This window comes from Anabaena sp. UHCC 0399 (genome assembly GCF_034931465.1).
In the GTDB taxonomy this organism is placed as follows: domain Bacteria; phylum Cyanobacteriota; class Cyanobacteriia; order Cyanobacteriales; family Nostocaceae; genus Trichormus; species Trichormus minutissimus.
In genome coordinates, this window is the sequence record NZ_JAYGGZ010000021.1 from 1 (window position 1) to 25091 (window position 25091).

Genomic DNA, 25091 nt, shown 5'->3' on the forward strand with positions numbered 1-25091 from the left:
CTAACTAAATCCTCTTTTACTAAAATTGCAACGTTTCTAAGCAGAACTTTCTGGGAATTCCATCCTTTAAGCGACTGCCGCGAGGAAATAACGTTTTTTTTGACAATCTCAGCAGCTTATAATTGCTGAGTTTCTGAGATTTGACTACTTCTTCAAGCCGACATTTCTCAGGGTTATGTCGTTACACGTACCATGAGCTAGTTACCTAGCTTGTGGTAACTTAATGCTTCTTAACTTATCACATTGTTGGGGTTTTCGCTCAACCCACCTAGGGAAATCAAGTATTTAACATGAACCTACTAAATACTATGAATATCAGAATTTTTACAATCTGACACAACTTTTCTCAGAAATCTTATTACAAGTAACAGGTGACAGGATTAGGAGGGGAAGCAAAGGGAGAAAATTTAACTTGCAAGACATCCTGGTAAAATGGCAGACTTTTAATTAAAGGCAAGCACTTACAGGCCAAGGTAGTTCAATGACTGGATCAACAACAGTTAACAAAGGCGATCGCCTTCTGCATCAAAAAGTTCTCGGTTCTCGTAGGTTTAGCAACTACTGGTGGGCAACTATCGTGACGATGGGAGCTACAGGCTTTTTATTGGCAGGGATATCGAGTTATTTAAACGTAAATTTTCTCATAGTTACCGATCCAACTCAATTGGTATTTTTCCCCCAGGGTTTGGTAATGGGGTTATATGGTTCGGCTGGCTTACTTTTAGCATCGTACCTATGGCTGTCTATCCTCTGGGACTTAGGGGGCGGCTACAATGATTTCAATAGAGAAACTGGCTACCTCAAAATCTTTCGTTGGGGATTTCCTGGCAAAAATCGCCGGATTGAAATTGATTCCCGCATCCAAGACGTACAATCTGTACAAATAGATATTAAAGAAGGTCTTAATCCTCGTCGTGCGTTGTATCTCCGTCTTAAAGGTCGCCGAGACATCCCCCTAACACGGGTAGGACAACCTTTGTCATTAGCAGAGTTAGAAACTCAAGGCGCAGAGTTAGCCCGATTTTTAGAAGTACCGTTGGAAGGATTGTAGGAGCAGAGGGGTAGAGGGGCAGAGGAGACAAGATAGAATTGAGTTTTCATCCCTATTCCCCATTCCCCGTTCTCTAAAAGAGGCTAAGATACACTGGTTGAGTCAGTAATTAGCAATGCGGTTAAAAGTTTCACAATTCTTGGTTGCATTTTTGATCGTCGGTGCTTTGATGTTGGGCGGCTGTTCTACACAGCAGGCTAATTCTAATTCTTCGCCAACATCAACAGCGACCGAGACAACCACGACAACTACTACTACTGAAGCAACATCTGTATCAGATACCATAAGTGAGAGTATTCCGGGAATGAAAGATTTACCACGTCTTGAAGGTAAAGCTACGGTGGTGATGACAGTTAATGGCTCACCAATTACCATCGAAGTAGACGGTACAAATGCCCCTATCACATCTGGCAACTTTGTTGATTTGGTGCAGAAGGGTGTATACGACGGTACTGTTTTTCATCGGGTTGTACGCCAACCTCAACCTTTTGTAGTCCAAGGTGGCGATCCCCAAAGTAAAGATCCTAAAGTTCCAGTAGATAGACTGGGAACAGGCGGCTACATTGATGCAAAAACTGGTAATGAGCGTCGTATCCCCTTAGAAATTAAGCCAGAAGGGGAGTCCAGCCCCATTTACAGTAAGACATTGGAAATGGCCCGTGTAACGAAACCACCAGAGTTACAGCATAAACTAGGTGCAGTAGCAATGGCGCGATCGCAGCCACCAGATTCTGCTTCCTCTCAGTTTTACTTTGCTTTAGCAAATTTAGGATTTTTAGATGGTAACTATGCCGTATTCGGTTATGTTACCGACGGTTTTGATGTAGTTAACAAAATTCAGCAAGGCGATCGCATTGACTCTGCTAAAGTCACTCAAGGCAGTGAGAATTTAAAAACTCCATAGGTAGGGAGTAGGGAGAAAAAGTAATTATTTTCTCCTTGTCCCAATTCCCAATTCCCCATTTCCCATTCCCTAAGATTGTTTGAAGTTGTTGTTACTGGTATTGGTTTAGTTTCCGCTTTGGGTAAGAGCCTAGAGGATAGTTGGCAACAATTAATTGTTGGGAAGTCTGGAATTAGCCTGTATCAGCCTTTTTCAGAACTTGCGCCACTACCTCTAGGCTTGATTAGTCAGACACCCGCAAAATTGAGAATATTGACCCAGCAGGTTGTAGATGCGGCAATGAAAGATGCTGGTTTATTGACAAATTTATCTGATTGTGCTGTGGTTATTGGTTCAAGTCGTAGCCATCAGGCATCGTGGGAAAATTTAGCAAAGAATATGTATGCAAAATATCCTAGCCAATCCCCCTATACAGGAGAAAAATTAGAGGATTGGTTAGAGATTCTACCCCATATGAATGCGATCGCATCTGCCAGACAAATTGGTGCGACTGGCACAGTTTTAGCACCGATGGCTGCTTGTGCTACAGGGATTTGGGCGATTTCTCAGGCGACACTTTTGATTCAAACAGGGCAATATCAAAGAGCGATCGCTGGGGCTGTAGAAGCACCGATTACACCCTTGACGATATCAGGGTTTCAACAGATGGGTGCTTTAGCCAAAACTGGTGCTTACCCTTTTGATTTACACCGTGAAGGCTTAGTATTGGGTGAAGGGGCGGCTATATTTGTTTTAGAGTCAAAAGAATTAGCCCAGCAGCGTCAAGCAAAGATTTATGGTCAAGTTTTGGGTTTTGGCTTAACCACAGACGCATATCATACCAATCAGCCAGACTTGGAAGGTAGGGGAGCGATTGCAGCTATCAAACAAGCTTTAAAACGCAGTGACCTACAACCCCATGAGATAGATTACATTCATGCTCACGGGACAGCTACCCAGCTAAATGATCGTATAGAAAGCATAGTCATAGAAAAGCTATTTCCCCATCAAGTAGCAATTAGTTCGACTAAAGGGGCGACAGGTCATACCCTAGGCGCGTCAGGAGCATTGGGGGTAGCTTTCACATTGTTAGCTATAAAACATAATATTTTGCCACCCACTGTAGGATTTAATCAACCAGAATTTGATTTAAACATAGTCAGGACTGCATATAAAAGTAAAATTCAGCAAGCATTATGTTTGAGTTTTGGCTTTGGTGGACAGAATGCAGCTGTTGTATTGGGTCAATCTACACTTTAGTTACCTCATGTTGATGCGATCGCTGAGAATCAAAGTTTCGGTTTGGAAATTCGCATTGATGGTAGGCAAAATTCAGAATTTGAATAATTGCCAAATAAAACGCACATTCAGAGAAATCGATATGATATAAAAGTCGATAAAACTTAAAAAATATTCACCAAATGCTGATTCACTCCCCTGGCTTATCCAAGAAGGTCAAGGACTCAATAAAAGAGAAAATCTTCTTCGGTAATGAACCTAGTGCCGAGTTAATCGCCATTCTTACCGTTTACTTTGTCCAAGGAATTTTGGGATTGGCGCGTTTAGCTGTCAGTTTTTTCCTTAAGGATGAATTGTCACTGAGTCCTGTACAGGTATCATCACTATTGGGAATTGTCGCCCTACCTTGGATTATCAAGCCTCTATTTGGTTTTATGTCTGATGGGTTACCTATATTTGGCTACCGTCGTCGGCCATACTTGGTACTATCAGGGATACTAGGTGCTATATCCTGGGTAAGTTTAGCGACCATAGTTCATGATAGATGGGCGGCTACAGTAGCGATCGCACTCGGTTCTCTCTCCGTTGCCGTTAGTGATGTGATCGTTGACTCGTTAGTCGTGGAAAGAGCCAGGGTAGAATCACAAGCCGATGCCGGTTCGTTACAATCATTATGTTGGGGTGCTTCCGCATTAGGCGGCTTAATCACAGCCTATTTTAGTGGACTGCTCCTGGAACACTTTACAACCCGTACTGTATTCTGGATTACTGCTACATTCCCTTTGATTGTTTCAGGTGTAGCTTGGTTGATTGCTGAATCGCCTGTTAGCAAAGACGCTAAGGATAAAACCAATACTCTCAGTATCAAGTATCAAATAGGACAGCTACGTCAAGCCATTACCCAAAAAACTATTTGGCTACCAACAGCATTTGTCTTTATCTGGCAAGCTACCCCAACAGCCGATGCAGCCTTTTTCTTCTTCAGCACCAACGAACTCCACTTTGAACCAGAATTTTTGGGGCGAGTGCGGTTAGTGACAAGTTTCGCTGCTTTAATTGGGGTTTGGATTTTTCAACGCTTCTTAAAAAGTGTTCCCTTCCGAGTAATTTTTGGTTGGAGTACAGTTATCTCCGCCGCCCTGGGAATGACAATGCTGTTACTGGTGACACACACAAACCGAGCTTTAGGCATAGATGACCACTGGTTTAGCCTGGGAGATAGTTTGGTTCTCACAGTTATGGGACAAATTGCCTATATGCCTGTGTTAGTCTTAGCAGCGAGACTTTGTCCCCCCGGAGTAGAAGCCAGCCTATTCGCTTTGTTGATGTCAGTATCAAATTTAGCCGGCATGGTTTCCTATGAGTTCGGAGCTATTATTATGCACTGGCTAGGAATCACCGAAAGCAATTTTGATTCCCTTTGGTTCTTGGTACTGATTACTAATCTCAGCACCTTACTACCATTACCTTTCCTTAACTGGCTACCAGCTGATGATTCACAAGCAGAAATAGAATTAATACCCAACTTGATGTCAGAAATAATGCTGCGAGAACCCGAATCAGAAACTGTAGAGTAAAAATATTCAACACTCAACACTGGCTAAGAGGATGTTTGAAAAGTCTGTTTTTTGTCATGTTGTAGCTTGCTTCTCCGCAGGAGTATGCAGCGTAGCGGAATGTAAGCGCAAAGCGCAGGCTTCGCCAACGCTGAAAGCGTTCCCGCAGGGTAACATCTGGTGTATGTGCCACAAAGCCTAGATTCTTTCCTACGGAACGCTTCGCGTTAAGCGCAGCTATGCCGCAGGCTTTACCTTCCCGTTCCTACCCTACGGGAACGCTGGCGCGAACGCTTCGCTCAGGACTCCAGTCAGAATGACATTTTTATACCCCTTCCGACTTTTCAAAAAACATCTAAACGCCGCGCTACCGCTAACAATACTCAACACTCAATACTCAGCACTCAAATAATATGCAGAGTTTTCAAATTCCAGAAACAGCAATTTTAGCAAAATCTTATACTCGTGAAGATTGGCAGGGAGGATACGAATCTCTTACCCAAGAGTTTGATTATTGGATTGATGAGGTCGAAGGAGAAATCCCCCAAGAACTGCAAGGCACATTGTTTAGAAATGGGCCAGGATTACTTGATGTCAATGGTCAGCATTTTCATCATCCTTTTGATGGTGATGGGATGATTAGCCGCATCACTTTTGTCGATGGTCGCGCCCATTTTTGTAATAAATTTGTTCGTACAGAAGGCTATTTAGCAGAACAAAAAGCCGGCAAAATCCTCTATCGTGGTGTATTTGGTACTCAAAAACCAGGTGGTTGGTTAGCGAATATATTTGATTTCAAAATTAAAAATATTGCTAACACCAACGTTATCTATTGGGGTGATAAACTTTTGGCTTTATGGGAAGCTTGTGAACCCCATCTTATTGATGCTTACACCCTAGAAACTTTAGGCAAAGAATACTTTAATGGAGTTTTGTCTGAGGGCGAAGCTTTTAGCGCACATCCTCGCATTGACCCTAATTGTATTCAAGATAATGGCTCACCTTGTCTAGTCAATTTTTCTATTAAACCGGGACTATCTACTACAATTACAATTTTTGAATTAGACCCAACAGGTAAAGTTCTCAGGAAGCAAGCTCATAGTGTTTCGGGATTTTGTTTCATTCACGATTTTGTCATTACTCCTGAACACTGTATCTTCTTTCAAAATCCTGTCGTTTTTAATCCTATACCTTTTGCTTTGGGTATACGCGCAGCTGGGGAATGTATCAAATTCCAGCCGAATCAACCGACGCGAATTATTGTTATTCCTCGCTTTCCAAAAGGGGAAAATACAGGAGTAAAAATTCTGGAAACACAAGCAGGTTTTGTGTTTCACCACGTTAATGCTTTTGCTCTAGGGCATGAAATTTATGTTGACTCCATTTGCTATGATGCTTTACCAGAAGTAGAACCAGAAAGCGATTTTCGTCAAGTTGATTTTGATGCGGGTTCTCCTGGTCAACTCTGGCGTTTCCATCTCAATCTTCAGAATGAGACGGTAGAACGTAATTTAATTGAGAGTCGTTGTTGTGAATTTCCCAGCATACATCCTGACCATGTAGGACGCACTTACAAATATATTTATATAGGTGCAGGTCATGCAGAAACTGGTAATGCACCATTGCAAGCATTACTAAAAATTGATTTAGAGTCTGGAGAAAGACAACTTTGGAGTGCTGCGCCGCGTGGGTTTATGGGTGAGCCGATTTTTGTACCGCGTCCAGATGCTGAAACAGAAGATGATGGCTGGTTGCTAGCTTTAGTTTATGATGCTGCGCATCATCGCTCAGATGTGGTGATTTTAGATGCTCGTGATTTAGCAAAAGGTGCGATCGCCTTTGGCGGGGCGAAGCCCATCGCTCGACTTCATCTCAAACATCATATCCCCTATGGTCTACATGGCAGCTTTACCTCTCAGGTATTCGCGCCTATTTAGCTGAAAGTCACCCCAGTTGATTCAACAAACTGGGGTAATGGTTTAGCCTATACTCTGACCCTAAATATGCTGAAAGTTTACCTTTAGCTGATCACGGGGATGAGGTGCGGGAATCATCACCAAATCCAGGTTTTGATCTGGTATTAGTTGCCAATCATACTCACGCAGCAAGAGGGCTGCAAACAACTTCATCTCCAACTTGGCGAACTCTCTACCCAAGCATTCACGCACTCCACCACCAAAGGGGAGATAGCTAAAAGGTTTTGTTTTATTCTCTATGCGTTCTGGACTAAATCTTTGTGGATCAAAGCTTTGAGGGTCAGTATATATATTGCTGTCTTGATGAGTTCCACCAATTTGATAGAGAACAGACCAACCTTCAGGAATTAAGTAGCCATTGAACTCACATGATTTAATTACATCCCGAAAGCCACCACCCACAGGCGGAATCACGCGCAAGACTTCCTTGAGTACCTGGTCAAGATAGGTCATCTGATTGAGATGTTCTATAGACAAAGGTTCGGTAATATTTAGCTGCTGTTGTTCTACACGGGCAGTTGCTAGAATTTCTGGATGCTGGGCTAATAGTAAACAAAAAGAAGCGATCGCTGATGTTAAAGTTTCATGACCAGCAAATAGCAGTAATAGCACTTGGTCTTTGAGTTCCGGTAAACTCAAGCTATTTCCCTCTTCATCTTTGGCTTGTAACAAAATTCCTAAAGCATCTTCACTAGAACTAGGTTGTTGTTGACGCTGTAGCACGAGCTTTTCAATTTTTGCTAGTAGTTGCTGACGACAACTTAACCCCCGTCCAAACTTAGTCCAGGGTAAGGATATGGGAATTGTAAACAGGCCTTCACACCATTCCTCAAACAACTCAGCCAATTGGCGATCGCTGGTTGTATCTGTTCCTATGAGTAACTTACAGGCAACATCAAAAGTATACTGTCTGAGTTCGGGATACCACGTTAATGTACCCAGACTCTCCCATTTATGCAAATAAGTCTGAGTAATCTCTGCCATTTTTGTCACATACCCAGTTAAAGCCCTGGGTTGAAAGGCTTGTGATAACAGCTTACGTCGCTTCTGGTGTATACCTCCTGTCTGTACTGCTAATGATGCTGGCCCTAATAAAGCCTTGGTACTAGCAGGCCAAGTGGCAGAAAAATATTGATTCTCATTGGTTAGCAGAAAACGATTGGCTTCAAATCCGATCATTAACACTGTAGGACGACCAAACAAATGCGTTTTGAATATCGACCCGTATTGCTGCTGTCGCTTTTTAGTAAAATTGGCATCGCGTAAAAAGCTAATTGTCTCCCCAATCATAGGCAGACCCAATTTGCCAGGCGGTAAAGGTGGCTGCTTATTATACTTAATGTTCATATTAATTTCTCCAACTATTTATTAACAATTTTGAACTAAATTGGATAAAAATAAAAATGTAACAAAAACTACAAAAAATCTATATTTCCCGAAAACGCGGGATAAGCTAGGCATATATGTATCCGGTTCGCCAAAAACCGCGATTAGGAGAAAATCTTATGGTGTCAACCCCTATCATTCCTTTAGAAGCTGCTACTCCAGCACATATTTGCCCATTTGACCAAGCTTGTAGTTATTTAGAAGCAGCAGGGAAAGAATTAAGGTTAGATCAAGGTATCTTGGAAATTCTCAGTCACCCACGCAAGGTAGTGACAGTTTCCATTCCCGTAAAGCTAGACAATGGTGATATTCGGGTATTAGCAGGACATCGAGTACAACATTCTGATGTTTTAGGCCCCTACAAAGGCGGAACTCGATACCATCCGGCTGTTACACTGCGGGAAGTATCGGCTTTAGCTATGCTGATGACTTGGAAATGTGCGCTGTTGGGTATACCTTATGGTGGTGCAAAAGGAGGTATTGCGATCGACCCACAAAATTATAGTGTGGGCGAATTAGAACGAATTACTCGCCGCTATACTAGCGAATTAATTAAAGATATTGGCCCCTCAGTAGACATACCCGCACCAGATATGGGAACTTCCGCCCGTGAAATGGCTTGGATGATGGATACATATTCAGTGAATGTGGGTCATTCTGTACCCGGAGTTGTCACAGGTAAGCCTCTATCTATCGGCGGTTCACTGGGACGAGAAATGGCCACCGGACGCGGTGTGATGATTATCGTCCGGGAAGCATTAGCAGATATGGGCAAATCTCTAGAGGGAATGCGAGTAGTTATCCAAGGTTTTGGGAATGTGGGAGGCGCAGCAGCGGAATTACTCTACCAAGCCGGAGCAAAAATCATTGCTGTTTCCACTGCTACAGGTGGGGTTTATTCATCTCATGGTCTTGATATTCCCGCATTAAAAGCTTATGCTGCCGAAAATCGTAAAAGTGTAGTAGGTTTCCCACAAGCATCAGCTATTAGCAATGCAGAGTTACTGACTTTACGCTGTGATGTGTTAATTCCCGCCGCCTTAGAAAACCAAATTACAGCAGAAAATGTCCATCAAGTGAGAGCGCAAATTATTGCAGAAGCAGCTAACGGGCCAATAACACTGGAAGCAAACCAAGTTCTAGAGGCGCAGGGTGTAACTGTCCTACCAGATATCCTAGCCAATGCTGGTGGTGTAGTAGTAAGTTACTTAGAATGGGTGCAAGGTCTTTCGTACCTCTTTTGGGATGAAGTACGTGTCAACCGCGAAATGGAACACTTGATGGTGCAAGCATATCATCACGTAATCCAACAGTCCAAAGTGCGGCAAGTTCCCCTCCGGTTAGCAGCGTATACTCTGGGAGTCGGTAGAGTTGCTCAAGCCTTAAATGACAGGGGTCTATATCCTTAACATCCAACTTTTTCTGACAAAGTAGAGACGTAGGATTGCTGCGTCTCTAAAAGGTTTCTGGATAACCTCTACTATTCCTTTATTCCCTGGGGAAAAACCTTCACAGCATCACCTACGATGGATATCTGCACTCGTGTACCTACGGGTAATGCCATATCTGTTGTTGTCCGCACATGAATTTCTTTACCAGAAGGAGTTTGCAAACAATATTGGTACTCGCGCCCTAAAAACCTGCGGGTGCGGATAAATACAGGGGCATCGGTGGCTGGTGTTAAAATCAAGTCTTCTTGGCGGATCATAATTTCGCCTAAATTGTTGATGTAATTAGCTGGTAACTCAAAACAACCAACTTCTGTTTCCCAGACATTACCTTGGCGACTGGCAGATAGAAAATTAGCCTGGGTGACAAATTCCGCGACAAACCTTGAGGCTGGATGAGTGTAGATTTCTTCTGGTGTGCCTATTTGTTCTAAATGTCCTTGTCGCATCACGCCGACTATGTCAGAGATGGCTAATGCTTCTTCTTGATCGTGGGTAACGAAAATGGCTGAAGTACCTGCTGCTTTGAGAATGTCTCGGACTTCTTCCCGCAACTGTAACCTAACTTGAATATCCAGATTACTTAATGGTTCATCTAAAAGCATCAGTTGAGGTTGGGGTGCTAAGGCACGGGCTAGGGCGACACGCTGCTGCTGTCCACCAGAGAGTTCGTAAGGGTAACGTTTTTCGAGTCCTGCTAATCTCACTAAGGCTAGGACTTCGGCTACACGTTTTTGTATTTGCTGTTTACTAATATTTCTCAACCCAAAGGTTACATTTTCTTCGACGTTGAGATGAGGAAATAGCGCATAATCTTGAAAGACAACACCAATATCACGCTGTTCTACAGGGATAAAAATAGAGTTGTTGCTAACTATCTGTTCACCAATTTTAATTGTTCCTGTTGGTAGACGCTCAAAACCTGCAATTAGTCGCAACAGAGTAGTTTTACCGCAACCAGAGGGGCCAAGTAATCCTAAAACATCCCCTTGTTGCAGTATAAATGATACGTTATCCACAGCAGGAGAGGTGTTTTCTGAAAATTGCTTGGTGACGTTCTGTAGGTGTAGGATGGCTGGCTGCATAGGTAGATAACTAGGGAGATACAAAGGCGAAATAAATTAGAGTTTTGTTGGTGCTGGTACTTGGTTTATCACTTTCTCTTTTTTAATGTTCTCTTGAGATAACACTAATAAGGTTGAACTCATAGAGACTAATAGCATAGCCAGGGAAGCAGCTGCGGCATCGGCAAATTCAACATTTTCTGTCGCTTGCCAAATTTGCGTTGCTAAGGTGTTAAAGCCTATGGGGGCTAGCAGCATAGTTGCAGGTAGTTCTTTAATTGCGGTCAGAAATACTAAGACTGCACCACTTAATACGCCTGGTTTGACTAAGGGGAGGGTAATTTCTATTAAAGTTTGCCAAGCTGATCTGCCTAAACTTCTGGCTGATTCTTCTAATTGGGGATTTACTTGTAATAGAGAAGTGCGGACTGTGCCTACTGATTGCGGTAAAAATAAGACTAAATATGCAAAGACTAACATTGGTAGAGTTTGGTACAGGAATGGCAGGTAATTAGCTCCAAAAAACACCAGTGATAAGGCTATGACAATTCCTGGGATACCAAAACTTATATAAGAAAAACGTTCAATAACAGCTGTAATTTTACTGGGAAAGCGGACTGATAAAATGGCGATGGGTAAGGCAAAGATGGTGGCAGCTAAAGCCGCTAGTCCGGCTGCCGAGGCTGAGTTGAAGATAGTGGGGAGTAAATTGGGGAAGGTATAGCCAGTATTAAATCCCCGTAGTAGCCAAAATAGGGTAATACCGACTGGTAAGAACACACCAAAGCTAGTGATGAGTAAGCAAAAACCGAGGGCTGGCCATTTCCAAATTCCCAATTTAATGATTTTCGGTGGACGTAGGGAGGCTGAACCACGACTATAATATGCAGCACGCGATCGCATTCGATACTCTAGCCATAAAATTACCAATACCAGTGTTACCAACATTAAAGATAAAACTGCGGCGGTGTTACGGTTAAAACTGGCTTTATATTGCAGAAAAATAGCCCGTGTAAAGGTATCAAACCGCATCAAAGATGGTGTACCAAAGTCTCGTAATCCATATAAGGCTACCAATAATCCCCCGGCGATGATTGATGGTCTCAACTGCGGCAATACGACCCGGAAAAAGGTTTCGCTGCTACTGTAACCTAAACTGCGGGAGGCTTCTTCTATGGAAGGATCTATCCCTTGCAAGCCAGAACGCACACTCAGCAGTAAATAGGGATAGGTAAATAAAGTAATTGCGAGAACTGTCCCCGGAAAACCATAAATCGAAGGTAACTCTTCTACCCCCAAAGGTTCTAGCAATAATTGCAAAAAGCTACCCCTGGGGGCTAAGGTGGCAATCAGGGCAAAACTACCAACGTAGCTAGGCACTGCCAGGGGTAATGTTGTGGCGATTAACCAAAAGTTTCTCCCTGGTAAGTCTGTCCGCACGGTCAAAAATGCTAAGGGTACGGCAATCAGGGTTGAGAATAAGGTGACAGTTGCGGCCATTAATGCACTGTTGCAAAAAATGGCGATATTGCGAGGACGAGAGATCAATTCCCAGAACTCTTCCCCGCCAATACCTACTGCACGGGTAACTAAGTAGACCAAAGGCAGGGCAATAGCGATCGCTACTACTCCTGCTGCTATGGTGAGAAATAAGGGAGGGCGAACCGAAGATTTCAATGTCTACAAAACTCCTGCCTGTTGTAATAATTCCAATGTTCCTGGCAAATCATTTAAGTTAGTCAGGTTAACGTTAGGCGGATTCAGCTTGTTCAGTGGTAATTGATTTGCTGGCCCTGGTATTCCTTTGACTAGGGGGTACTCGTTAGTCTGTTGAGCAAAGTAAGTTTGTGAACTCGGTTTGAGTAGGTAGCCAATCAATTTTTCTACTTCCGGTTTTTGTTTGGTGGAGTTGACAATGGCGACTCCAGCAATGTTAATCATTGAGCCTGAGTCTTTATTGGTGTAGTGAGAGGCTACTGGTAAGTTGGGGTTAGTTTTTTTCAAGTTAGGTAAGTAGTAGTGATTAACTAACCCTAGCTGAACTTCTCCCCGTCCTAGTGCTTCTACGATTGTGGTATTGTTGCGGTAATCTTTAACACCATTGACTTTCATTGCCCGTAACCATTGCAGCGTCTTGGGTTCTCCCTCTAGCACCCGCATGGCGGTGACAAATGATTGAAATGAGCCGTTAGTGGGGGCCCAAGCAACTTTACCGCGCCATTGTGGTTGTGTTAATTGCAAAATAGAGGTCGGGAGTTGATTTTTCTTGACTAGCTTGGTGTTGTAGTTAATCACCCGCGCGCGTCCAGAAATTCCTAGCCAATGTCCTTGGGGAGAACGAAAGCGAGAATCTACCTGATTGAGTAAGTTAGATGAAATGGGTAGGGTACGCTTTTGTTTTTCTAGAGTGCCTAATGCACCTGCATCTTGGGCAAAAAATAAATCAGCACGGCTGTTTTTACCTTCTTCCAAAAGTGCGATCGCTAATTCGGCTGTATCGCCATAACGCACCTGAATATCTAAATTTAAGTCTTTTTTGGCTTGTGCAAGCAATGGCTCAATCAGTTTTTGCCCTCTACCTGAATAGATAGTAATGGTTTTGGTTTGGGCATTGACACTTAAGCCCATTCCCCAGCTGAGCATAAAAGCCATAGCTCCAGCTGAGACTTTCATCAATGGCAACGTTTTCACTCTCTCAGTCTCCATTTTCCCTTAACAGGAAGTTTTTGCAATAATTTTTCTCCTCTCAACCATTACCATTAACTAGCACTTCTAAGCAAGAAAAATTCTCAAAAACTTTAGAGGTTTCTTTTTTACTTTATAGAATGCAGCTAATAACAGCTTAGATAACTTGAACTTGCTGCATGAGTTGGAGCGTTGTTTCTAAATCATTCAGATTACTCAAGTCGATACTTTGAGTTTGTTTTTTAATATCTTTGAGAGATTTCAATTTTTCCGGGGTAGCAACTGCTGAAGCGAGGGGATATTCATAGGTTTGATTAGCAAAGTAATTTTGAGCAGTTTCACTGAGCATAAATTCCCCAAACTTTTGCGCCATATTAGGATTCTTGGCGTTGTTGAGAATCGCTATACCAGCGACATTCACCAAAGAACCAACATCATCGGTAAAGTGATGTTCCACGGGGGTTTGAGGATTTTCTTTTTTGATGCGTTCTAGATAGTAGTGATTGACAAACCCTACAGCTATTTCCCCTCTAGATAAAGCTTCGACTATTGAGGTGTTGTTGGGATAAACTTTAGCATTGTTAGCTTTGATACCTTCTAACCATTGTTTAGCTTTATCTTCTCCTTCGCCTACCCGTAGGGCGGTCACAAACGATTGAAATGAGCCGTTTGTCGGGGCCCAGCCAATTTTCCCGCGCCATTTTGGTTCAGTAAAGCCAAAGATAGAGGTTGGCAATTCCCCTGATTTTACTAATTGTGTATTGTAATCTACTGTCCGCACTCTACCAGTAATACCTAGCCATTGACCTTCAGGGGAACGGTAAACACTATCGACTTGATTAAGCAGCGATGCAGGTAATGTTAATGCTTTACCTGCTTTTTGGATAGCCCCCAAAGCACCTGCATCCTGGGCAAAAAATACATCGGCGGGACTGTTTGCACCTTCTTCCAAAATTGCTGATGCTAACTCAGCCGTATCACCATAACGCACTTGTACTTTAGTCCCTGTTTGTTGCTCAAATTGCTTAATCAGTTCACCTATGAGTTTTTCGTTGCGTCCTGAGTAAACTACCAAGGTTTTTTCTAATTCACCACTGGTGGTGCTGGTAGTTGTCGCCTGGGTTGCAGATTCAGCCGTGTCACTAGGGTCGGGATTAGCATTACAGGCGATCGCTAAACCACCACTCACTGTTGCTAATCCTACTAAGTAGATGAACTGACGACGCTGCATATTTTTCTCCTTTTCTATTAAAAACTATAAATAATTAAGATTTTATTTTATTAAAATAGGCTATTTTCATTATTGCCCATTGAGTATAACATCTTTGGTAAATCAGCTAATAAGCATCATTTACTAGCTATTACAGGAGTTTTTGATTGATTATCTTGAGAATTTTACTAAATGCAATTTTCATAAATATTTGACAATAGTTTTTATTAAATCAAAAAGTCTGCCTCAAAGCAATAGCAGACAAAGAGAAACTATTAGCGTGTGATAAGTAGCTAAACAGAAGGATTATGTTTGCTGATAGCAAACGCTAGAGTACATCTCCTTTACATATTCCCCCTTCCCTACTAGGGAAGAGGGTTAGGGGGTTAGGTTTGGCGTTAGATTTTCCACATAACGTGAAAAGTTGGATTATTTCTACAAGACTGCAATTAGTTGAAAACATCTCTATTCTTTAATTCGAGGTTGATTGTCATCATAATTTTTTGAATAATTAAATTCTATTTTGTTGTGTTTTTCTTTATCTCTAATTGGACAATATTTTGTATTAGCACTCATACAATCCATGTGCGGTGTCTTAGCACAAACTATTAATAAACCACCTAAAATAAATAATAACCCACAAATTGCTATAGTTTGAATCCAAGAAATTTCTAATGCGCCGTGAACAACTACTTCTCGGAGAACAGAAACGATTGCTACTTCTACAGCTACTCCTACGGAAATACTATGCTCTTTTAGATAAACCATTAAGAGCCGAAATAATTCCACCAAAATTAATACAAAAAGGACTTTTGATGTTAATAATTTATAATCTACTTGTTGTGTGATCGCAATAAATATTCCCCACAATTGTGCGACCATGACTGCAAATAAAGCTAAACACAAGATAATTACCAGCAAGTCTTGGAAAGCTTCCATATAGCCAACGATCGCGTGTCTATCTAGCCAGCGATCGCAAAATAAAAATCGACTCTTGACGCGCTTTTTCATGTAGTTTTCCGTTTTTATCTGGTCAGGACAGACCAGCACAGCCAATTCATGCCATATGTTTATTCTTATCTAAACTTAAGTATTTTTGCATCAGCAATAATGATAATTTAAGAGTTATTATCTATTAGCTAATAGCTCTTAAATACAAATCACACTATCTAATAAATAGATGTTCGATATTGACTATTTATTGTTTAGTATTTTGTACTTGCTGCAACAATCTTTCAGCATTTTTTCCCCATTGAGGATTGCCTTGAGCGTTATATAATTTTTTGGCATGGGTAAGGACTTTCACTGCTTCCCCATACTGATTTAACTGCATAAAAACTAACCCTGCACCATAATAAGCATTAGGGTAATTAGGATTAGCTTCTGCTGATTTCCTAAATGAAACTAAAGAGTCTTGCAGTTTGCCTTGATTAAACCAAATTGCACCTAGATTGTAGTGAGCATCTGGATATTTAGGATTAATTTTGATGGCTTGCTCAAACGCTGCTTGAGCTTGATTAAGCTTACCTTGTTGCAGATAACAGACACCTACATGATAATGAGGTTCTGGGGCATTTTTACTATATGTGATCGCTTTTTGAAAAGATGCGATCGCACCTTCCCAATTTTGTTGCTGTTGTCTGACTAATCCTAAGTTATAGTGAGCAAAACCTAGCTGGGGGTCGATTTCTAAAGCCCGTTGTAAGTATTCACCCGCCTGCTGTAAATTATTACCTTCTAACAACGCTCCCCCTAAATTGGCAAAGGCGAGGGAGAAGTTAGGATCAGCTTGAGTAGCGCGATAAAAAGCATTAGCGGCTGGTTGTAATTGTCCAGTTTGTCGCAGGGCTAAACCTAAATTGTAATGGGCTGCGGCTAAGTTAGGATCTAACTGAGTTGCCTTTTGAAATGCTGCGATCGCATCTTGTACTCTCCCCGATTGAATTGCTTGTAAGCCTTGATTTAACAAGGTTGTTGCGGTTGGCACACTAGACTGTGCTATCTTGAAAAGTTGGGGAGTAAGAGAGTTAGCTGAGACTGGCAGCATACATCCCCATAGTAATGTTAAACCCAACATCCCAACGATAGGATAATTATATAAAGATACTTCCATTGATATATTGACTCAAACTAATTTCTGTCACAGTTATTCATAAAAAAGTTTTGTCAAAAATTAGGTTTTAACAAAACTTTTTTATTCGGTATTAAAGTTAGTTTTACTTAACCTTTCTTAAGAAGAATTTTACGACAGGCTACAATTTTTTTTGTTTTTAGTTAAACAGATGATAATGACAAGTTAAAGGGGGGATAATTCTCCGGCAATAGGTCTAATTATTCATCCCCTGAAAAACACAGGGTTATGCGGTAAGAGAGACTTACTGCAAGGGAGGTTTTATGAGCCAAAAAGTCATATTAGGTTCGCGGAATGTTGCCATTGTCGGCCCTTATTTAAGTGGAAAAACAACATTATTAGAAAGCTTGTTATTTGTCACAGGAGCGATTTCTCGCAAAGGCAGCGTTAAGGATGGTAACACAACCGGTGATAGTGCAGCAGAAGCACGCGATCGCCGGATGAGTGTAGAAGTTACTGCCGCTAGCACAGAGTATAATGACACTCGTTTTACTTTTATTGACTGTCCAGGAAGTATAGAATTTGCTCAAGAGACTTATAACGCTTTAATTGGGGTTGATGCAGCCATTGTCATCTGCGAACCTATCCGTGACCGAGTCCTCACGCTTGCGCCTCTATTTAAATTCCTAGACGATTGGGAAATACCCCATTTGGTCTTTGTTAATAAAATGGATCGGGCAAATATCAACGTTCTGGAAACATTACACGCCCTCAAAGCGGTTTCTAGTCGTCCATTAGTAGCCCATCAATACCCCATCATGCAAGGGGAACAGCTAACAGGCTTCATTGATATGGTGAGCGAACAAGCCTATCAATATCATCCAGGCGCACCAGCAGACCCCATTCCTTTCCCCGAACATTTAAAAGCAGAAGAACATACAGCCAGAGCCGAAATGCTCGAAGCTTTAGCCAATTTTGATGATCATTTACTCGAAGAACTTTTAGAAGATATCGAACCACCCCAAGAAGAAATTCTCACAGATTTAAAAATGGAATTAGGGGCAGATTTGGTAGTCCCCGTCTTCTTTGGTGTCGCCGAACAAGATTATGGTGTAAGACCACTATTAGATGCACTGCTACGGGAAGCACCAGCACCAGAAGCCACCGCAGAACGCCGCCTTAAAGGTAGTAAACCCAGCAATACACCCATAGCCCAGGTTTTGAAAACCTATTACACTCCCCAAGGTGGTAAACTCTCCCTCGTGCGGATTTGGCAAGGCAAATTAACCGATGGGATTGTCCTCAACGGTGTGCGGACTGGCGGTATTTATCGCCTCATGGGACAACAGCAGCAGTCAGTCAATGAAGTTGCGGCTGGTGAAATTGTGGCCTTGAGCCGATTAGAAGGGATTAAAACCGGGGATATCATTTCTACAGAACAGGCGTTAGCATTACCCAAAGCTGAACCATTAGAACCAGTGTATGCCCTGGCGATTACTCCAGAAAAGCGCAACGATGAAGTGAAATTAAGTGCTGCTATTACTAAGTTATTAGAAGAAGACCCCTCTTTAACTTGGGAACAGCACGGCGACACCCACGAGGTTATTCTGTGGGGACAAGGTGAAATTCATTTGCAAGTGGCCTTAGATAGACTGCGCCGCAAATATAACTTACCCATGTCTACCCATCTGCCACAAGTCCCTTATAAAGAAACCATTCGCAAACCTGTAAACTCAGTACATGGACGCTACAAGCATCAAAGCGGCGGTCATGGGCAATTTGGGGATGTTTTCCTAGATATTAAACCGTTACCCCGTGGGGAAGGCTTTAACTTCCAGGAAACTATCGTTGGTGGTGTAGTTCCCAAACAATACATTCCCGGCGTAGAAATGGGAGTGCGGGAATTCCTCACCCACGGGCCTTTGGGTTTCCCAATTGTAGATGTGGCGGTGACATTAACCAATGGTTCATATCACAACGTTGATAGTTCCGAACAAGCCTTTAAGCAAGCTGCGCGGTTAGCCATGCAAACAGGCGTACCCCAGGCGCAACCCACCCTCCTAGAACCAATTTTGCGGTTACAAGTAACCACACCCAGCGAATTTACCTCTAAGGTGCTGCAATTGCTGAGTGGTCGCAGGGGTCAGATTTTGGGCTATGAAGGTAGAAACGACTGGCAAGGCTGGGATAATATTTCTGCTTACTTACCACAAGCCGAGATGCAAGACTTTATTGTAGAGCTGCGATCGCTCACTCTCGGCGTTGGTTCTTTCCACTGGGAATATGACCACCTGCAAGAAGTCCCAGAAAAGCTGGCTGAACGTGTACTTGCTAGCAACGGTAATGGCAAATAGTCTTAAGTTCAAAAATGTCTCCTCTATTCAGAATCTTGGAGTGGCAATAATTGTCACTCCAATTTCTTGTTGACAATACTAGACTAGAGAATATACAGATTATTTATTGAAATTGCGATCGCTCATGGCAATCTCATTATTAGAACAGCCAACAGAAGAAAAATTCGTCACTGTTCATGGCGTTTCTTGGGAACAGTTCCAAATCATCGCCGCACAACTAGAAGATAACCGAGAAGTTAGACTAACTTATTTAGCAGGGGTAATGGAAATTATGTCTCCCGTTGGAGATAAACACGAGTACGTGAAAACAACTCTCGGTTATTTACTCGAAGCTTATATGAGGGAAAAAGGTATCCGCTTCTACGGTCGTGGTGGTTTTACCTTGGAAGAACCAGGGTATGCTTCTGGTACACCGGATGAATCTTACTGCATTGGGAGTAATAAAGAAACACCCGACATTGTAATTGAAGTTATCGTCACCAGTGGAACTATTAATAGGAAAGATTTATACAAGCCCAAGGGAATACCCGAAGTTTGGTTCTGGAAAGCTAATCAAATTCAAATATTCTGTCTGAATGAGCAGGGAGAATATGAAGAAGTCAACCGGAGTAGATTTTTCCCAGATTTAGACCCAGCTTTGCTGCTGCATTATATTTCTATGCCTGACCAATATGATGCTGTGCAGGAATTTATTCAAATTATTAGAAATAACCTAAGTTACTAATGGTAACACTTCAATTCAGACAATTAAGTGTACCGCCAGGACATAGAGTAATACTCCACAATGTTAGCTGGCAAGAATTTGAGGCAATTCTCACCGAACTAGGCGACCATCGTGCAACTCGGTTGGCTTACATTCAGGGAACTTTGGAGATAAGAATGCCATTACCGAAGCATGAGGTAGCCAAGGTCATCATTGGTGATATGGTAAAAATTCTCTTGGAAGAATTACAAGTTGATTGTGAATCCTTTGGCTCAACCACCTTTAAACGTGAAGATATGAGTTTTGGTGTAGAGCCTGATGATTCTTTCTATATTAAAAATCATGCTCGGATGATTGGGAAAGAACGTATAGACCTAACAGTTGACCCACCACCCGACTTAGTAATTGAAGTTGATATCACCTCTAAAACTCAACTTGCAGCCTACGAAGCCTTAAAAGTCCCTGAACTTTGGCGATATGAAAAAGGCAGACTCCAAATAAACATCCTTCAAGATGGCAAATATATTGAGTCAGAAATTAGTCCAACTTTTCCCAACTTGCCAATTGTGGAAGCAATTTCTCAATTCTATGAACAAAGCCAAACTATAGGGAGAAGTCCAACACTCAGGTCATTTAGGAAGTGGGTAAGAGCGCAAATGTAGCCAAGAAGTTCACTTTGCGCCTCTACGTGAGCTGATCAAAACCTATCCCGGAAGTTGCTTTTTCAAAGCCTTCAACCCAGCCCAACGATTATCAACAGAATCTTCTTCACTTTCAATAGCAGTGCTAAGAATACCTGGACATTTTAAATCACATAACTGACGCTGAGGCAAAGCCAAACACATCTGCTCATACAACCATTCACTGGGATAAAAATAACCATTAGGCGATAAAGTTTCTAGCAAATCTTCTATAGCCACTTCCCTTTCTAAAGGCAAGTCTTGCTCTTGATTTACCGCCTCATCTAACCAGATAACTTCTTGAGCATTCACCACTAAACGGTGATTGTACTGTTGTAAGCAGCGATTACAGGTACAAGTAATAATAGTTTCTACCTGAGCTGACACATCCAAATAATTGCCATGATGCTGCACACAGACGTGGCCGCGCACTGGTGTCAACGTTTCTAGCCCAGGCAGAAATTCTTTAACTTGAACTTCCTCTGTCCGCTCCGGGGCTTTATTTAGCTGCGGAATAAAAATTGCGTCCATAGGATTGGTAAAACATCATCACGAAAATGTATGTTGATCATCAGCAATACTGCTGACAATCCATATATAGTTTAGCCTTTAGCAAGAACGAATATTCTGTACTGGTTGAGATGTTCAGGATTCAACCCCTGCCGGACGGACAACCAAATGACGATGGGGTTCTTTGCCACGACTAAAGGTTTCTAAATCGCCCATATCTTGGAAGAAGGTATGCACCAACCGCCGTTCCGCAGAACTTAAAGATTTAATTTCTACTTCTTGCCCTGTGGAGCGTACTTGCTCGGCTGCTGCTTCGGCTATTGCTTGAATTTCAGCTTGTCTTTTAACTCGATACCCATTCAATTCCACCGTGTAGGAAGCTTGTTCTTCTTCGGGTTGATTGAGGTTAAGGGTAGAATTCGCCAAATACTGAATTGCATCTAGCACAGAACCATCAGCACCAATTAGGGTCTGAATTTGCTCTGGGGTCAAGCTGGTTTCATCTATTGTCAACCAGTAACTATCTATTGCTGGGGCATCTTCTTCTGGAGAATGGGGAGCTTCTACACTACCTCTAATCTCAGATGACATCCCAGTGAGTTCCAGCAGTGATTTTAGCCACTGCTGACCTCGCTGCATGGGAATATTGCTCATCTATTAACCTGTGGTCTTTTTCTTGGAACTTTTTGGCTCAAAAGGCAATGTTTTTTGTTCTGCCGCTACTTGTTTTTCCTGAGTTTCTACAATTTTTTGTAGTTCCTCTGGTAAGGGTTCGCGAGAGAGGATGTAAGTTTGCAGGGTTTGGAAAACGTTCCCAATCACCATGTACATCAATACCCCAGCAGGTAACGGGAAGAAAAAGAACATCCCAGAAAAGATGACAGGGGTGATTTTGTTGACGGTTTCTTGTTGTGGGTTGCCACCACTGGAGTTCTGCCCGGAAAGTATTTGGCTAACGTAAAGGCTGACCCCAAAAAAGAGAATCATCGCCACAATATCCCAGTGGACTACACCATCTGGGTCTACTGCTCCAACTCTGCCCAAGGCATCAATAAACAGGAATCCTTTATCGGCTGCCAATCCAGGAATTGTACCTTGAATTGTGACATCACCTGGCTGTAAGGCTTCTATATTGCCTTCGGTGTCAATTTTGATCCTATCTTCCCCTTTGGTAATTTTCCATTCAGGGATTAACTTTGTTTCTGGGTGTTCTGCCAGTAATACCGGGAATGGTTTACCTTCAAGGGTCTGGTATTGAATCTTAGTTTGTTCACCTACTGCTAATTTGTTGCCACTAGGGATAATAGCCGCAACTTTAACGTGTTCTTGATCAGCAACATAAATGTTCTGAGGAGCAGTAGCAAAGGCTTGGGGTTGAATTTGTTCGATTTGTTCAGAAGGAACGATTTGCAGGTTAACAGAATAGTTAACTCCAGCAAACGGCGAACCCCGCAAGGTGGCAAACAAAGCCAACAGGACTGGCATTTGCAACAGAAGTGGCAAACATCCCGCCAAGGGGTTGCCAAATTCCTTCTGCACATTCATCAGTTCTTCCTGCTGTTTTTGCTGGTCGTCCTTATAACGTTCTTTAACTTCCGCCATCCGCTTTTGCATCAGAGGTTGTACAACTCGCATCCGCCGCATACTGCGAATTGAACCAGCACTCAGGGGGTAGAGCGCGAAGCGGATTATCAATGTCAAGGCAACGATCGCCAATCCATAGCTAGGTACAATGCTGTAGAACAAGTCTATGATTGGCAGCATTACGTTGTTTGAGAGAAACCCGATACCAAAATCCATTATTCTGAATTCAACCTGAGGTACTGTAAATTGATCTGAATCTAATTTATCTAAATAGTGATGACTATGCGACTATCCTCTGCTACGGATAGCCGCACAACGCCAAAAATGGGAGTCGCAGTAGGCAATGGGGAGTAGTCTGTAGACTTTGTTAAGTGGAATATGGGAAATTTTTTGTTTTATATCAGCAAATTGGATATTCCCTACTTCCTACTCCCTATTTCCTACTTAGCTGTGTATTGAGGATTTTTAGCCGCAACTTTTTCATTGATGTAGTCATAAGCTTCGCGGAAGTTGGGAATTGCCCGCATTTCCAGACGACTACCATTTCTTAAAGTCACTACCATATCTCCCCAAATTCCTAGACCACGGGGAACTTTGACAATTTTGACAACTTCTGCATAAATTACGTCAGTGCGATCGCGTCCCATCCAACCACCCATGACAGATATTCTGCGATCGGTAATGCGGTAACGCAGCCACAAGGCTCTAACTATTGCACCAACTGCCAGTGGTATACCTATAACAGTGAAGCCAATCAGGATATTTAAAATCAAGTCCCCGATGTGGGGGCCACCTTCATAATAAATCTCTTCACGAATGCCCATTTAATACCTCAGTTTGTGCCAACAACTGCTCTAATTCTTGCAGAAATTGTTGGCTTCCGCACTCAGATTCTGCTGCTGTTGGTTTGACAATTAACACCAATTTCCATCCTGGTGCTATTTTTGGCAGTAATTGCTGCAACGCTGCCGCAATCTGACGTTTAATTCGGTTACGCACCACGGCTTTTTTACTGACTTTGGTGCTAACTGAGATGCCAATTTTTGTACTGGTGAAATTTTCACAGTCAGTGTTTATGGGTTTTTTAGGGGCAGTATCCAAAGAAGACTCTTTGGCAGATGACGGTTTTAAAGCTCTCAAAGTTAAATGGGAGCTATATCGCCGCATTCCTTCTCGGAAAACTGCCTGAAAATCTCGGCGGGATTTTAGTCGATTTGCTTTTGGCAATGCCACAGCTGTTCTTTTCGCTTAAAATACCCTACACGCTCAAACGATGCCGTCCTCTCTTTCTTCTAGCTCTGATGACGTTTCTGCCGTCTGGTGTCTGCATTCTGGCACGAAAGCCAGAGGTTCTTTTTCTCTTGCGGTTAGTCCCACCCAGTGTTCTCTGCATACTGTTCTCCTTTTAGGCGATTTTTATAAAAAGTCACAATCTAAAAATATATCATTGTTAAGAGTCAATAGTCCAGAGTACATAGTTCAGAGTCCATAGCTAAAAATTAAAGTAGGGTGGAGCGGGGACACAGGAGAACAGAGAGTAACTATTTCCCAATGCCCAATGCCCAAAGACTTAACTAATAGTCACAATCCAAGACCCAATGTAACGCAATAATGGTAAATCTCCTGGAGAGAGAACTTGGCAGTTGAAATAAAACGTACCACCAAAGGTTGGATTTCTGACACCAGAAAACACTAATGCTACGCTGCTACCTGCTGGTACTGGTTCTTCAGGAAAAATTTCAATTAAACCGCTTTCTTTGTTCCATTTAGCTTCAGATAGGGGTACTTTCTTACCCTTGACTCTGACTTCAATTTTTTTGGGATCAAAACTGCCTTTGTAATAGTTAGGATAAGTAACAGCAAATTGAGCAACGGCCAATTTCATGTTTTGGGCAGGAATCCTAAATATGTATCTATCTATACTGTCAGTTTGCCCGCCAAAATCTAACCGAAAGGGCAGCTGATTTTCCCGTTTAATCCCGCTAAACAGTACGAACCCTTGACCTCCTTGTGCCAATACAATAGCGGGTAAACTAGTCAGTACACAGCTAGTCAGAGCTAAAACGGAAAGTAAACGGCGCATAATGTAACTCCTCCACCAAAAATTATGTCTGTAATTTGAGTTTTTATAACTAAACTTTACTGTTGGCTTGCTGACAGGAGACGTGATGTAGCGATAAAAAGTGCCTTAATGTACCAACTTTTTTGTCTGTCCTTTGCCTTTTAACCTTCGTCTTCTGCCATTAGCTTGGTCAAATTTGCGCTAAATATAAACACTGTTAACATTTGATTGTGTTGCTAAATATGTATAAGTGTATCGTAATTTAGGCTTTTCGTTATAAAAATTGAGCTTTGTAATTAGCGATCGCCTGTTAAGTTGGGAGAGAGCGTAAAAAATAGGCTGGTATCTCATCAATTATCATTAAACAACCATTGGGGAACTCTCAAGCTAAAAAATCAAAGAATTGGTTTGAATATTACAAGATGTAATCAAAAATATAAACAAAAATTTTAGATCCCTAAAAAATACTAAAGACATAGATAGAAAATAGAGTATTAAAATTAAGATTTGCAATAAGTAAAGCAATTGGCAGTTATCAGTAAAAGTAAGACTTGTAGGAATCAAAGTGAAGCTTCGTCTGTCGTAAAGCAAGAAGAAACGGAAAAGTTCAAGGTTCTATCTAAACGAAA

23 protein-coding genes are annotated in these 25091 nt (G+C 42.1%); 9 read left to right on the forward strand and 14 right to left on the reverse strand.

The features are described 5' to 3' along the window. Window positions 1–481: 481 nt before the first annotated feature. The 5 genes from VB693_RS13100 to VB693_RS13120 all read left to right on the forward strand — a co-directional run bounded on the left by VB693_RS13100 (window position 482) and on the right by VB693_RS13120 (window position 6666). The gene (locus VB693_RS13100; RefSeq protein ID WP_190704996.1) at window positions 482–1051 is read left to right on the forward strand and encodes a photosystem I assembly protein Ycf4; all 570 of its coding nucleotides are present in this window, start codon (window positions 482–484) and stop codon (window positions 1049–1051) included. 115 nt (window positions 1052–1166) lie between these two features. Beyond that, entirely contained in the window at window positions 1167–1955 is a 789-nt protein-coding gene (locus tag VB693_RS13105) for a peptidylprolyl isomerase (protein ID WP_323266652.1), read from the forward strand. 75 nt (window positions 1956–2030) lie between these two features. Continuing rightward, a complete protein-coding gene (locus tag VB693_RS13110; RefSeq protein ID WP_323266653.1) occupies window positions 2031–3194 on the forward strand; it encodes a beta-ketoacyl-ACP synthase in 1164 nt (387 codons plus the stop codon). Between the two features lie 161 nt (window positions 3195–3355). Next, window positions 3356–4750: a folate/biopterin family MFS transporter gene (locus VB693_RS13115; protein WP_323266654.1), complete on the forward strand. Its 1395-nt coding sequence runs from the start codon at window positions 3356–3358 to the stop codon at window positions 4748–4750. Between the two features lie 392 nt (window positions 4751–5142). Further along, the gene (locus VB693_RS13120) at window positions 5143–6666 is read left to right on the forward strand and encodes a carotenoid oxygenase family protein (RefSeq protein ID WP_323266655.1); all 1524 of its coding nucleotides are present in this window, start codon (window positions 5143–5145) and stop codon (window positions 6664–6666) included. A 60-nt stretch (window positions 6667–6726) separates the two neighbouring features. Here VB693_RS13120 and VB693_RS13125 read toward each other — a convergent pair whose 3' ends face one another. Then, a complete protein-coding gene (locus VB693_RS13125) occupies window positions 6727–8052 on the reverse strand; it encodes a cytochrome P450 (RefSeq protein ID WP_323266656.1) in 1326 nt (441 codons plus the stop codon). 158 nt (window positions 8053–8210) lie between these two features. Between VB693_RS13125 and VB693_RS13130 the strand changes: the two genes are divergently transcribed. Continuing rightward, window positions 8211–9500 (forward strand): Glu/Leu/Phe/Val dehydrogenase, encoded by a 1290-nt coding sequence (locus tag VB693_RS13130; protein ID WP_323266657.1) that lies wholly within the window; start codon window positions 8211–8213, stop codon window positions 9498–9500. A gap of 71 nt (window positions 9501–9571) precedes the next feature. Here VB693_RS13130 and VB693_RS13135 read toward each other — a convergent pair whose 3' ends face one another. The 6 genes from VB693_RS13135 to VB693_RS13160 form a co-directional block, all read right to left on the reverse strand. Continuing rightward, a complete protein-coding gene (locus VB693_RS13135) occupies window positions 9572–10624 on the reverse strand; it encodes an ABC transporter ATP-binding protein (protein ID WP_323266658.1) in 1053 nt (350 codons plus the stop codon). Between the two features lie 36 nt (window positions 10625–10660). Further along, window positions 10661–12280 (reverse strand): iron ABC transporter permease, encoded by a 1620-nt coding sequence (locus tag VB693_RS13140; RefSeq protein WP_323266659.1) that lies wholly within the window; start codon window positions 12278–12280, stop codon window positions 10661–10663. Window positions 12281–12283: 3 nt separating this feature from the next. Then, a complete protein-coding gene (locus VB693_RS13145; RefSeq protein WP_323266660.1) occupies window positions 12284–13294 on the reverse strand; it encodes an iron ABC transporter substrate-binding protein in 1011 nt (336 codons plus the stop codon). A 151-nt stretch (window positions 13295–13445) separates the two neighbouring features. Next, window positions 13446–14519, reverse strand: a complete 1074-nt coding sequence (locus VB693_RS13150; RefSeq protein WP_323266661.1) for an iron ABC transporter substrate-binding protein — start codon at window positions 14517–14519, stop codon at window positions 13446–13448. A 444-nt stretch (window positions 14520–14963) separates the two neighbouring features. Next, a complete protein-coding gene (locus VB693_RS13155) occupies window positions 14964–15509 on the reverse strand; it encodes a phosphate-starvation-inducible PsiE family protein (RefSeq protein WP_323266662.1) in 546 nt (181 codons plus the stop codon). A 187-nt stretch (window positions 15510–15696) separates the two neighbouring features. Continuing rightward, window positions 15697–16611, reverse strand: a complete 915-nt coding sequence (locus tag VB693_RS13160) for a tetratricopeptide repeat protein (protein WP_323266663.1) — start codon at window positions 16609–16611, stop codon at window positions 15697–15699. Window positions 16612–16892: 281 nt separating this feature from the next. Here VB693_RS13160 and VB693_RS13165 point away from each other — a divergent pair, with 281 nt between their 5' ends. The 3 genes from VB693_RS13165 (at window position 16893) to VB693_RS13175 (ending at window position 20288) form a co-directional block, all read left to right on the forward strand. Continuing rightward, window positions 16893–18923: an elongation factor G gene (locus VB693_RS13165; RefSeq protein ID WP_323266664.1), complete on the forward strand. Its 2031-nt coding sequence runs from the start codon at window positions 16893–16895 to the stop codon at window positions 18921–18923. A gap of 124 nt (window positions 18924–19047) precedes the next feature. Beyond that, window positions 19048–19647, forward strand: coding sequence for a Uma2 family endonuclease (locus VB693_RS13170; protein ID WP_323266665.1), 600 nt, complete (start codon window positions 19048–19050; stop codon window positions 19645–19647). Further along, window positions 19647–20288 carry a Uma2 family endonuclease gene (locus VB693_RS13175; protein ID WP_323266666.1) on the forward strand — a complete coding sequence of 214 codons (642 nt, stop codon included), beginning with the start codon at window positions 19647–19649 and terminating at the stop codon, window positions 20286–20288. Before VB693_RS13170 ends, VB693_RS13175 begins: the two co-directional genes overlap by 1 nt. Window positions 20289–20330: 42 nt before the next feature. Here the strand turns inward: VB693_RS13175 and VB693_RS13180 are convergent, their stop codons facing one another. From VB693_RS13180 to VB693_RS13210, 7 genes are all read right to left on the reverse strand, one after another. Next, window positions 20331–20837 (reverse strand): DUF177 domain-containing protein, encoded by a 507-nt coding sequence (locus tag VB693_RS13180; RefSeq protein WP_323266667.1) that lies wholly within the window; start codon window positions 20835–20837, stop codon window positions 20331–20333. A gap of 114 nt (window positions 20838–20951) precedes the next feature. After that, window positions 20952–21470 carry a protein jag gene (locus tag VB693_RS13185; RefSeq protein ID WP_190705033.1) on the reverse strand — a complete coding sequence of 173 codons (519 nt, stop codon included), beginning with the start codon at window positions 21468–21470 and terminating at the stop codon, window positions 20952–20954. Between the two features lie 3 nt (window positions 21471–21473). Continuing rightward, entirely contained in the window at window positions 21474–22616 is a 1143-nt protein-coding gene (gene yidC, locus VB693_RS13190) for a membrane protein insertase YidC (RefSeq protein ID WP_190705035.1), read from the reverse strand. 224 nt (window positions 22617–22840) lie between these two features. Beyond that, entirely contained in the window at window positions 22841–23224 is a 384-nt protein-coding gene (locus tag VB693_RS13195; RefSeq protein ID WP_237988363.1) for a PH domain-containing protein, read from the reverse strand. Beyond that, window positions 23211–23633, reverse strand: coding sequence for a ribonuclease P protein component (rnpA, locus tag VB693_RS13200; RefSeq protein ID WP_323266668.1), 423 nt, complete (start codon window positions 23631–23633; stop codon window positions 23211–23213). Before rnpA ends, VB693_RS13195 begins: the two co-directional genes overlap by 14 nt. Window positions 23634–23658: 25 nt before the next feature. Beyond that, window positions 23659–23793 (reverse strand): 50S ribosomal protein L34, encoded by a 135-nt coding sequence (gene rpmH, locus VB693_RS13205; RefSeq protein WP_190705043.1) that lies wholly within the window; start codon window positions 23791–23793, stop codon window positions 23659–23661. Between the two features lie 177 nt (window positions 23794–23970). Next, window positions 23971–24483, reverse strand: a complete 513-nt coding sequence (locus tag VB693_RS13210) for a DUF2808 domain-containing protein (protein ID WP_323266669.1) — start codon at window positions 24481–24483, stop codon at window positions 23971–23973. Window positions 24484–25091: the final 608 nt, after the last annotated feature.

Bases quoted from the DNA above. Each gene is read 5' to 3' on its own strand.
- VB693_RS13170 (WP_323266665.1), top strand. From the start codon at position 19,048: ATGGCAATCTCATTATTAGAACAGCCAACAGAAGAAAAATTCGTCACT.
- rpmH (WP_190705043.1), bottom strand. From the start codon at position 23,793: ATGCAGAGAACACTGGGTGGGACTAACCGCAAGAGAAAAAGAACCTCT.
- VB693_RS13165 (WP_323266664.1), top strand. From the start codon at position 16,893: ATGAGCCAAAAAGTCATATTAGGTTCGCGGAATGTTGCCATTGTCGGC.
- VB693_RS13155 (WP_323266662.1), bottom strand. From the start codon at position 15,509: ATGAAAAAGCGCGTCAAGAGTCGATTTTTATTTTGCGATCGCTGGCTA.
- VB693_RS13100 (WP_190704996.1), top strand. From the start codon at position 482: ATGACTGGATCAACAACAGTTAACAAAGGCGATCGCCTTCTGCATCAA.
- VB693_RS13180 (WP_323266667.1), bottom strand. From the start codon at position 20,837: ATGGACGCAATTTTTATTCCGCAGCTAAATAAAGCCCCGGAGCGGACA.
- VB693_RS13115 (WP_323266654.1), top strand. From the start codon at position 3,356: ATGCTGATTCACTCCCCTGGCTTATCCAAGAAGGTCAAGGACTCAATA.
- VB693_RS13160 (WP_323266663.1), bottom strand. From the start codon at position 16,611: ATGGAAGTATCTTTATATAATTATCCTATCGTTGGGATGTTGGGTTTA.
- VB693_RS13120 (WP_323266655.1), top strand. From the start codon at position 5,143: ATGCAGAGTTTTCAAATTCCAGAAACAGCAATTTTAGCAAAATCTTAT.
- VB693_RS13105 (WP_323266652.1), top strand. From the start codon at position 1,167: ATGCGGTTAAAAGTTTCACAATTCTTGGTTGCATTTTTGATCGTCGGT.
- yidC (WP_190705035.1), bottom strand. From the start codon at position 22,616: ATGGATTTTGGTATCGGGTTTCTCTCAAACAACGTAATGCTGCCAATC.
- VB693_RS13125 (WP_323266656.1), bottom strand. From the start codon at position 8,052: ATGAACATTAAGTATAATAAGCAGCCACCTTTACCGCCTGGCAAATTG.
- VB693_RS13210 (WP_323266669.1), bottom strand. From the start codon at position 24,483: ATGCGCCGTTTACTTTCCGTTTTAGCTCTGACTAGCTGTGTACTGACT.
- VB693_RS13195 (WP_237988363.1), bottom strand. From the start codon at position 23,224: ATGGGCATTCGTGAAGAGATTTATTATGAAGGTGGCCCCCACATCGGG.
- VB693_RS13135 (WP_323266658.1), bottom strand. From the start codon at position 10,624: ATGCAGCCAGCCATCCTACACCTACAGAACGTCACCAAGCAATTTTCA.
- VB693_RS13185 (WP_190705033.1), bottom strand. From the start codon at position 21,470: ATGAGCAATATTCCCATGCAGCGAGGTCAGCAGTGGCTAAAATCACTG.
- VB693_RS13150 (WP_323266661.1), bottom strand. From the start codon at position 14,519: ATGCAGCGTCGTCAGTTCATCTACTTAGTAGGATTAGCAACAGTGAGT.
- VB693_RS13175 (WP_323266666.1), top strand. From the start codon at position 19,647: ATGGTAACACTTCAATTCAGACAATTAAGTGTACCGCCAGGACATAGA.
- VB693_RS13130 (WP_323266657.1), top strand. From the start codon at position 8,211: ATGGTGTCAACCCCTATCATTCCTTTAGAAGCTGCTACTCCAGCACAT.